Consider the following 11,182-nt stretch of genomic DNA (forward strand, 5'->3'; position numbering starts at 1 on the left):
GGCGACGGGCAGCAAGGCGATGACTCGGGTGCCGCCATCCAGGCCCGCGTTTTTGATGCGAATGGCGTTGCTCAAAACCCCAATCCGATCACAGAAGATGTCGTCACCTCGATTGATACCGCCACACTTCTTGGCAATGACCGCGACGTCGACGGGGATGCGCTGACGATGACAGCTGTGTCTGCCACCAGTACGCATGGGGCCACCCTGACGCTGAACACTGATGGGACCATCAGCTATGATCCCACCGGCGCAGATGCTGTGCAGGCTCTGGCAGAGGGTCAGTCCCTGACGGATACATTCACCTATACGGTTGAGGACGGCAATGGCGGGCAGAGCACCGCAACCGTTTCAGTTGTCGTACACGGGGCCAACGATGCCCCTGTTCTGGCACTGGCACTACCCAATCAGTCTTCAGCAGAAGATGAAGCTGTGAGCTTTGTATTGCCGGAAAATGCATTCACCGATGTGGATGGCGATGCGCTGACCTTAAGTGTGACGCTTGTTGATGGGTCGGCCCTGCCGGGCTGGTTGGTGTTTGATGCGGTTGCGGGGAATTTCTCGGGCACACCGCCGCAGGACTTCAATGGCATATTGAGCGTAAAGGTGACGGCCAGTGACGGGTCTCTGTCAGAAAGCGGCACCTTTGCGCTCGAGATTTCCCCTGTCAACGATGCCCCTGTCGCGGCTGATGATATTGTTGGCCCGAGTGAATTCCTCATCAATGAATTCACCAACAGTTCGCAAGTCCACCCGAGTGTGACAGCACTCGCCAATGGGAATTTTGTCGTCACCTGGCAGTCTGATGATGGACAGCAAGGGGATACCGACAGTTATGCCATCAAGGCCCGTATTCTCAATGAGAATGGTGTCGAGATTGTCAGTGAATTCCAGGTCAATGAGTTTACCAATGACGATCAAATGCGCCCGAGTGTTATGGCGTTAACCAACGGCCATTTCGTTGTCACCTGGGCGTCTAATGACGGGCAGCAGGGGGATGCTGATTGGGCCATCAAGGCCCGTATTTTTGATGAGAACGGTGTTGAGATCGTCAGCGAGTTCCTGGTGAATGAGTTCACCGATGGCCGTCAAGGGCTCCCAAGTGTAACGGCGCTCGCTGATGGCCAATTCGCTGTCAGCTGGGAGTCTTTTGATCAGCAGCAGGGGGATACTGATTTGGCCATCAAAGCCCGTATCTTTGATGCGACCGGAAGTGAGATTGTCAGTGAATTCCTGGTCAATGAAGCTACCGATGGTCCTCAAACCAGCCCGAGTGTGGCAGCCCTCGCCAATGGCTATTTCATCGTCACCTGGCGTTCCGCTGAGCAAGGCGGTACATCTGATGGTGTCATTAAGGCTCGCATTTTTGACGCGACTGGCAACGAGCTCGTCAGCGAGTTCCTGGTGAATGAATTTACCAATGGCGATCAGCGGAACCCAAGTGTGACAGCACTGGAAGATGGCAAGTTCGTCGTCACCTGGCAGTCTTATGCCGTGCAGCAAGGCGATCCATCTGGATACGTAGTCAAGGCGCGTATTTTTGATGCGAACGGTGATGAGGTTGTCAGTGAGTTCGTGGTCAATGAATACACCAATAGCTGGCAAGTTCACCCGAGTATTACAGCGCTCACCAATGGCCATTTTGTCGTCACCTGGGCGTCTAAAGACGCGCAGCAAGGGGATGATGGGTATGCCGTCAAGGCCCGTATTTTTGATGCGACTGGCGCTGAGATTGTCAGTGAGTTCCTGGTCAATGAAGTCACCTATGGCCATCAATGGGACCCGAGCGTGACAGCCCTTGCCAATGGCGGTTTTGTCGTCACCTGGGAATCTGGTGACCAGAAGCAAGGCGATGCTTCTTCTGCGATCAAGGCGCGCATTTTTGATGCAAACGGCGTTGCTCAAAACCCCACTCCGATCACAGAAGATGCTGTGACCCTGATTGAGACAGCCACGCTCCTGGCCAATGACAGTGATGTCGACGGGGATGTGCTGACAGTGGCAGCGGTGTCCGCCACGAGTGCGCATGGGGCCGCACTGACGCTGAACACCGACGGGACGATCAGCTATGATCCCACCGGCGCTGACGCTGTTCAGGCCCTGGCAGAGGGCCAGACCCTGACGGACATCTTCACCTATACCGTCGATGACGGCAATGGCGGGCAGAGCACCGCAAGTGTTTCCGTTGTCGTACACGGGGCCAATGATGCCCCTGTACTGGCGCTTGTATTGCCTCCTCAGTCTTCAGCGGAAGATGAAGCCGTGAGTTTCGCACTGCCAGCCAATGCGTTCACGGATGTGGATGGTGATGCACTGACCTTGAGTGCGACGCTGACGGATGGTTCGGCCCTGCCGGGCTGGCTGGTGTTTGATGCGGTTGCGGGGCGCTTCTCGGGCACGCCGTCTCAGGACTTCAATGGCGTATTAAGTGTCACGGTGACGGCCAGCGACGGATTTCTGTCAGCAAGCAGTGCCTTTGCGCTTGAGATTACCCCTGTCAACGACGCCCCTGTCGCGGCCGATGATGTTGCGCAAAGTCCTGCGCTGATCACAGAAGATGCTGTCACCCTGATTGAGACAGCCACGCTCCTGGCCAATGACAGCGATGTCGAGGGGGATGCACTGACGGTGACAGCGGTTTCGGCCACGAGTGCAAATGGTGCCACCCTGACGCTGAACACCGATGGGACGATCAGCTATGATCCCACCAGCGCAGATGCTGTGCAGGCTTTGGCAGAGGGTCAGGCACTTGTCGACACATTTACCTATACCGTCGATGACGGCAATGGCGGGCAGAGCACCGCAACCGTGTTCATCGTTGTGCACGGCACCAACGATGCCCCTGTTGTGGCACTTCGATTGGAGGATCAGTCTTCCGCGGAAGATGAAGCCGTGAGCTTTGCGCTGCCCGCCAATGCATTCACGGATGTGGATGGTGATGCGCTGACCTTGAGTGCGACGCTGACGGATGGTGCAGCCCTGCCGGACTGGCTGGTGTTTGATGCGGTTGCGGGGAGCTTCTCAGGCACACCACCCCAGGATTTCCATGGCACATTAAGTGTCACGGTGACGGCCAGCGATGGGGCTCTTTCAGAGAGCGGCAGCTTTGCGCTTGAGATTACCCCTGTCAACGATGCGCCTGTTGCGGCACTTGCATTGTCTGATCAGTCTTCAAAAGAAGATGAAGCCGTGAGCTTTGCGCTGCCAGCCAATGCATTCACGGATGTGGATGCTGATGCACTGACCTTAAGTGCAACGCTGACGGATGGTGCAGCCCTGCCGGACTGGCTGGTGTTTGATGCGGTTGCGGGGAGCTTCTCAGGCACACCACCCCAGGATTTCAATGGCATATTAAGTGTCACGGTGACGGCCAGGGACGGATATCTGTCAGCAAGCAGTGCCTTTGCGCTTGAGATTACCCCTGTCAACGATGCCCCTGTCGCAGTTGATGATGTTGCGCAAAGTCCCGCTCCGATCACAGAAGATACTGTCATCTCGATTGATATCGCCACGCTTCTGGCCAATGACAGCGATGTCGAGGGAGATGCGCTGACGATGACAGCTGTGTCTGCCACAAGCGCGCATGATGCCGCGCTGACCCTGAACACCGATGGGACGATCAGCTATGATCCAACCGGCGCAGAGGCTGTTCAGGCCCTGGCAGAAGGCCAGACCCTGACGGATACCTTCACCGACACTGTCAGTGACGGCAATGGCGGTGTGAGTGTCGCAACCGTTTCAGTGGTTGTGCGCGGAACCAACGATGCACCTGTTCAGGCAATTCCATTGCCTGATCAGTCTTCCGCAGAAGATGAAGCCGTGAGCTTTGCACTGCCGGCGAATGCATTCACGGATGTGGATGGTGATACGCTGACCTTGAGTGCAACGCTGGTTGGGGGTGCGGCCCTGCCGGACTGGCTGGTGTTTGATGCGGCTTCGGGGAGTTTCTCGGGCACACCGCCCCAGGATTTCAATGGCATGCTGAGTGTCACGGTGACGGCCAGTGACGGGTCACTGTCAGCAAGCGACACCTTTGCGCTTGAGATTACCCCTGTCAACGATGCGCCTGTCGCAGTCAATGATGTTGCGCAAAACCCTGCTCCGATCACAGAAGATGGTGTCACGTCGATTGATATCGCCACGCTCCTGGCCAATGACAGCGATGTCGAGGGAGATGCGCTCACGGTGACCGAGGTTTCGGACACAAGTGCGCATGGGGCCACCCTGACGCTGAACACCAACGGCACAATCAGCTATGATCCAACCGGCGCGGACGCTGTTCAGGCCCTGGCAGAGGGCGAGACCCTGGCCGATACATTCACCTATACGGTCGCGGACGGCAATGGCGGGGAGAACACCGCAACCGTGTTGGTCGTTGTGCACGGCACCAATGATGCACCCGTTCTGGCGCTTGCCCTGGAGGATCAATCTTCCGCGGAAGACACGGCCGTGAGCTTTGCACTGCCAGCCAATGCGTTCACGGATGTGGACGGCGATGTGCTGACCTTAAGTGCAACGCTGACGGATGGTGCAGCCCTGCCGGACTGGCTGGTGTTTGATGCGGTTGTGGGGAGCTTCTCCGGCACACCACCCCAGGACTTCAATGGCATGTTGAGTGTCACGGTGACGGCCAGCGATGGCTCACTCACAGCAAGCGACACTTTTGTGCTTGAGATTACCCCTGTCAACGATGCCCCTGTCGCGGCTGATGATGTTGCGCAAAGTCCTGCTTCGATCACAGAAGATACTGTCATCTCGATTGATATCGCCACGCTTCTGGCCAATGACAGCGATATCGACGGGGATGCGCTGACGATGACAGCGGTGTCTGCGACGAGCACACATGGGGCCACCCTGACGCTGAACACCGATGGGACGATCAGCTATGATCCCACCAGCGCAGATGCTGTCCAGACCCTGGCAATTGGTCAGACCCTGACGGATACATTCACCTATACCGTCGATGACGGCAATGGCGGAGAGAGCACCGCAAGTGTTTCAATCGTTGTGCACGGCACCAATGATGCGCCTGTCGCAGTTGATGATGTGGCGCAAAGTCCCGTTCCGGTCACAGAAGATGTTGTCACCCTGATTGAGACCGCCACCCTTCTGGCCAATGACAGTGATGTCGACGGGGATGCGCTGACAGTGACGGCGGTGTCTGCCACGAGCACACATGGGGCCACCCTGACGCTGAACCCCGATGGGACCATCAGTTACGATCCAACCAGCGCAGAGGCTGTGCAGGCTCTGGCACAGGGCCAGGCACTGGCGGATACATTCACCCATACCGTCGATGACGGCAATGGCGGGCAGAGCACCGCAACCGTGTTCATTATTGTTCGCGGAACCAACGATGCACCCGTTCTGGCGATTGCCTTGGAGGATCAGTCTTCCGCGGAAGATGAGGTCGTGAGCTTTGCACTGCCAGCCAATGTATTCACGGATGTGGATGGCGATGCGCTGACCTTGACTGCGACGCTGGTTGGGGGTGCGGCCCTGCCGGGCTGGCTGGTGTTTGATGCGGCTGCGGGGAGCTTCTCGGGCACCCCGCCCCAGGACTTCAATGGCACATTGAGCGTCACGGTCACAGCCAGCGATGGCTCACTCACAGCAAGCAGTGCCTTTGCGCTTGAGATTACACCGGTCAATGATGCGCCCGTTCTGGCAATTCAATTGGAGGATCAGTCTTCCGCGGAAGACGCGGCCACGAGCTTTACGCTGCCCGCGAATGCATTCACGGACGTGGATGGCGATGCGCTGACCTTAAGTGCGACACTTACGGATGGTACGGCCCTGCCGGGCTGGCTGGTGTTTGATGCGGCTGCAGGAAGCTTCTCGGGCACACCACCCCAGGACTTCTATGGCATAGTCAGTGTCACGGTGACGGCCAGTGACGGATCTCTGTCAGAAAGCGGCACCTTTGCGCTTGATGTTACACCTGTCAACGATGCCCCTGTCGCGGCAATTGCATTGTTTGATCAGTCTTCCGCAGAAGATGAAGCCGTAAGCTTTACACTGCCAGCCAATGCATTCACGGACGTGGATGGCGATGAGCTGAGCTTGAGCGCGACGCTGACGGATGGTGCGGCGCTGCCGGACTGGCTGGTGTTTGATGCCGCTTTGGGGAGCTTCTCAGGCACACCACCCCAGGACTTCAATGGCATATTGGGTGTCACGGTGACAGCCAGCGACGGCTCACTCACAGCAAGCGATACCTTTGCACTTGAGATTACACCGGTCAATGATGCGCCTTCCGTGGCTGATGATACTGTGACGCAAAGCCCGAATATCATCACAGAAGATGCTGTCACCTTGATTGATATCACCACGCTCCTGGCCAATGACAGTGATGTCGAGGGGGATGCGCTCACGATGACAGCTGTGTCGGCCACAAGCACATATGGGGCAGCCCTGGTGCTGAACACCAATGGAACGTTCAGTACGATCAGCTACGATCCAAGAGACGCAGATGCTGTTCAGGCCCTGGCAGAGGGCCAGACCCTGACGGATACATTCACCTATACGGTCAGTGACGGCAATGGCGGTGAGAGTACCGCAACCGTCTCTGTTGTTGTGCACGGAACCAATGATGCCCCTGTTGTGGCCATTCCATTGCTTCCTCAGTCTTCAGCGGAAGACGAGGTCGTGAGCTTTGCACTGCCGGCGAATGCATTCACGGATGTAGAGGGGGATGCATTGACCTTGAATGCCACGCTGGCTGGTGGTGCGGCCCTGCCGGGCTGGCTGGTGTTTGATGCGGTTGCGGGGAGCTTCTCGGGCACACCGCCGCAGGATTTCAACGGCTCTTTGGCTGTCATGGTGACGGCCAGCGATGGCTCACTCACAGCAAGCGATACCTTTGCGCTTGAGATCACACCGGTAAATGACGCCCCTGTCGCGGCAATTGCATTGTTTGATCAGTCTTCCGCAGAAGATGAAGCCGTAAGCTTTACACTGCCAGCCAATGCATTCACGGACGTGGATGGCGATGAGCTGACCTTGACTGCGACGCTGACGGATGGCACGGCCCTGCCGGACTGGCTGGTGTTTGATACGGCTACAGCGAGCTTCTCGGGCACACCGCCCCAGGACTTCAATGGCATATTGAGCGTCACGGTGACGGCCAGCGACGGGTCTCTGGCAGAAAGCGATACCTTTGCTCTTGAGATCACACCGGTCAACGATGCCCCTGTTGCGGCGGATGATGTTGCGCAAAGCCCTGCTCCGGTCACCGAAGATGGTGTGACCGTGATTGATACCGCCACGCTTCTCGCCAATGACAGCGATGTCGAGGGGGATGTGCTGACGGTGACAGATGTGTCGGCCACGAGTGCGCAGGGGGCCAGCCTGGTTCTGAACACCGATGGGACCATCAGCTATGATCCCACTGGCGCGGCGGCTGTTCAGGCTCTGGCAGAGGGCCAGACCCTGACGGATACCTTCACCTATACCGTCGCGGATGGGAATGGCGGGGAAAGCACCGCCACGGTTTCTATTGTTGTGCATGGCACCAATGATGCCCCTGTTCTGGCCATTGCATTGCTCAATCAGTTTTCCGCGGAAGACGCGGCTGTGAGCTTTACGCTGCCCGCGAATGCCTTCACGGATGTGGATGGCGATGCGCTCACCTTGAGTGCGACGCTTGTTGATGGCACGGCCCTGCCGGACTGGCTGGTGTTTGATGCGGCTGCGGGAAGCTTCTCGGGCACACCGCCGCAGGATTTCAATGGCCATTTGGCTGTGACGGTGACGGCCAGCGACGGGTCTCTGTCAGCAAGCGACACCTTTGCGCTCGATGTGGCGCCGGTCAACGATGCCCCTGTTGTGTCCATTGCATTGGAGGATCAGGCGTCCGCGGAAGATGAGGCTGTGAGCTTTGCCCTGCCGGCCAATGCCTTCACGGATGTGGATGGCGATGCGCTGACCTTGACTGCAACACTTGCGGATGGCACGGCCCTGCCGGGCTGGCTGGTCTTTGATGCGGTTGCAGGAAGTTTCTCGGGCACACCGCCCCAGGACTTCAATGGCATATTGAGCGTCACGGTGACGGCCAGCGACGGGTCTCTGGCAGAAAGCGGCACCTTTGCCCTTGAGATCACACCGGTCAACGATGCGCCTGTCGCAACTGATGATGTTGCGCAGAGTGCCACGCTGATCGCAGAAAATGTTGTCACTTCGATTGAGACAGCCACGCTCCTGGCCAACGACGGTGATGTCGAGGGGGATGCCCTCACGGTGACAGCTGTGTCTGCCACGAGCACACATGGTGCGGCTCTAACGCTGAACACCGACGGGACCATCAGCTATGATCCAAGAGACGCAGAGGCTGTTCGGGATCTGGAGAGGGACCAGACCCTGACGGATACATTCACCTATACGGTTGATGACGGCCATGGCGGGGAGAGCACCGCAACAGTCTCCCTTGAGGTCATTGGAGCCAACGATGCGCCTGATTTGATAGCTCCATTGCCTCCTAAGTCTTCAGCGGAAGATGAGGCTGTGAGCTTTACACTGCCAGAGAATGCATTCACGGACCCGAATGGCGATGCGCTGACCTTGACTGCAACACTTGCGGACGGGTCGGCCTTGCCGGACTGGCTGGTGTTTGATGCGGTTGCGGCGCGTTTCTCGGGCATACCACCCCAGGACTTCAACGGCACATTGAACGTCATGGTGACGGCCGGCGATGGCTCACTTTCCACAAGCGAAACATTCACGCTTGAGATCACACCGGTCAATGATGCCCCTGTCGCAGCTGATGATAGTGTTGGCGCAAATGAACTCCTCGTGAATGAATTTACCAACACCGCACAAAAGGCTCCAAGTATTACCGCACTGGCCAATGGCAATTTTGTCGTCACCTGGGACTCTCGTGATGGGCAGCAAGGCGATCCGTCTGATTCTGCTATCAAGGCGCGCATTTTTAATGCAGAGGGTGTTGAGATCGTCAGCGAGTTCCTGGTCAATGAGTTTACCGATAGCTGGCAATTGATCTCGAGTGTGACAGCGCTCGCCAATGGCCATTTTGTCGTCACCTGGTCGTCTCGTGACCAACAGCAAGGCGACCCATCTGGTTATGCTGTCAAGGCGCGTGTTTTCGATGCGGATGGCGCTGAGATCGTCAGCGAGTTCGTCGTCAATGAATTTACCGATGACTCTCAATTTAACTCGAGTGTGACAGCGCTCGCCAATGGCCATTTCGTCATCACCTGGGAGTCCGAAGACCAGCAGCAAGGCGATACGTCTCCAACGGCCATCAAGGCCCGTATTTTCGACGCTGCGGGTGTTGAGATCGTCAGTGAGTTCGTCGTCAATGAATTTACCGATTACGATCAGCGGAACCCAAGTGTTACAGCACTGGAAAATGGCAAGTTCGTCGTCACCTGGCAGTCTTATGCCGTGCAGCAAGGCGATCCGTCTGGTTATGCTGTCAAGGCGCGTATTTTCGATGCGGATGGCGACGAGATCGTCAGTGAGTTCCTGGTCAATGAATTCACCTATCACTCTCAATGGGTTCCGAGTGTCGCAGAACTGGCAAATGGTCATTTCGTCGTCACCTGGGAGTCTCATGACGGACAGCATGGGGATACTGATTGGGCCATCAAGGCGCGTATTTTCGATGCGAATGGCGCTGAGATCGTCAGTGAATTCCTGGTCAATGAATTTACCAATAACGGTCAACATGACCCGAGTGTTACGGCCTTCGCCAATGGCAATTTTGTCGTCACCTGGCAGTCTTATGACGGGCTGCAAGGGGATGCTTCTTCTGCGATCAAGGCACGCATTTTTGATGCGAATGGCGTTGAGATCGTCAGTGAGTTCCTCGTCAATGAGTTTACCGATGGCAATCAAAATACTCCAAGTGTAACAGCCCTCGCCAATGGCGGCTTCGTCGTGACCTGGGAGTCTCTTGACGGGCAACAAGGCGATACGTCTGATTATGCGATCAAGGCGCGTATATTTGATGCCAACGGTGTTGCTCAAGGTCCCATGCCGATCACAGAAGATGTTGTGACTTCGATTGATACAGCCACGCTTCTCGCCAATGACAGCGATGTCGACGGGGACGCGCTGACGGTGACAGCTGTGTCTGCCACGAGCACGCATGGGGCCGCCCTGGTGCTGAACACCGATGGTACCATTAGCTATGATCCAAGAGACGCAGACGCTGTTCAGGCTCTGGAGAGGGACCAGACACTTATTGATACAATCACCTATACGGTCGAGGACGGCAATGGTGGGGAGAGCACCGCAAGTGTTTCAATCGTTGTGCGCGGAACCAACGATGCGCCTGTTGTGTCTATTCCATTGCCCAATCAATCTTCAGCAGAAGATGAGACTGTGAGCTTTGCACTGCCAGCCGATGCATTCATAGATCCGAATGGCGATGCACTGACCTTGAGTGCGACGCTTGCGGATGGCACGGCCCTGCCGGACTGGTTGGTGTTTGATGCGGTTACGGAGAGTTTCTCGGGTACACCGCCCCAGGACTTCAACGGCACATTGAACGTCATGGTGACGGCCAGCGATGGCTCGCTTTCATCAAGCAGTACCTTTGCGCTTGAGATCACACCGGTCAATGATGCCCCGGAAGATCTCACCCTGACAGGTTCAGAGGTCCAGGAACACGACGCCGGGGCCGTGATTGGCATGCTCTCGGTCAGCGATCCGGATGTTGGCGACACGTTTACATATACTGTCGATGATGACCGCTTCGAAGTTCTGGGGAACACCTTGAAACTGAAGGACGGTGAAAGTCTGGATTATGAGAGCGAAACTCAGGTTGTCCTAACGGTCACAGCCACGGACTCGGGTGACCTTTCCACCAGTAAGACCTTCGCCCTTGATGTCGGGGATGTTTACGATCCGGTCGTCAATGTGACTGTCGTGCGTGACGCAACATCGACCGTTGCAACGTTGTCGGGCACCATGGATTACTACACGATGTCAACCGACAACGGTCTTATTGAAGTGAATGCTCTCGGAGGAGGTGCAACGGTAGGCGGTGCTGACACGTTCCGCTTTGAAGATGATGGTGGCGAGTTTACCATCAGACTGGAAGCGGAGCAGCGGGTCAGCGATAATCTCGGTACGGACACGATAAGCGCCTTTGCCCGCTCCACAGCGCTTGTCAATGGTGGCTATGTGGTCACCTGGACAAGTAGTCAGGCCGATGCTG

1 protein-coding gene is annotated in these 11,182 nt (G+C 56.7%); it reads left to right on the forward strand.

What is annotated here, in order from left to right; genetic code table 11:
• Window positions 1-11,182: tandem-95 repeat protein (locus ACFWW2_RS25225; RefSeq protein ID WP_393933164.1), on the forward strand; the 11,182-nt coding region annotated here is incomplete at both ends.

The sequence above is a fragment of the Yoonia sp. R2-816 genome (assembly GCF_046762905.1).
GTDB lineage: Bacteria > Pseudomonadota > Alphaproteobacteria > Rhodobacterales > Rhodobacteraceae > Yoonia.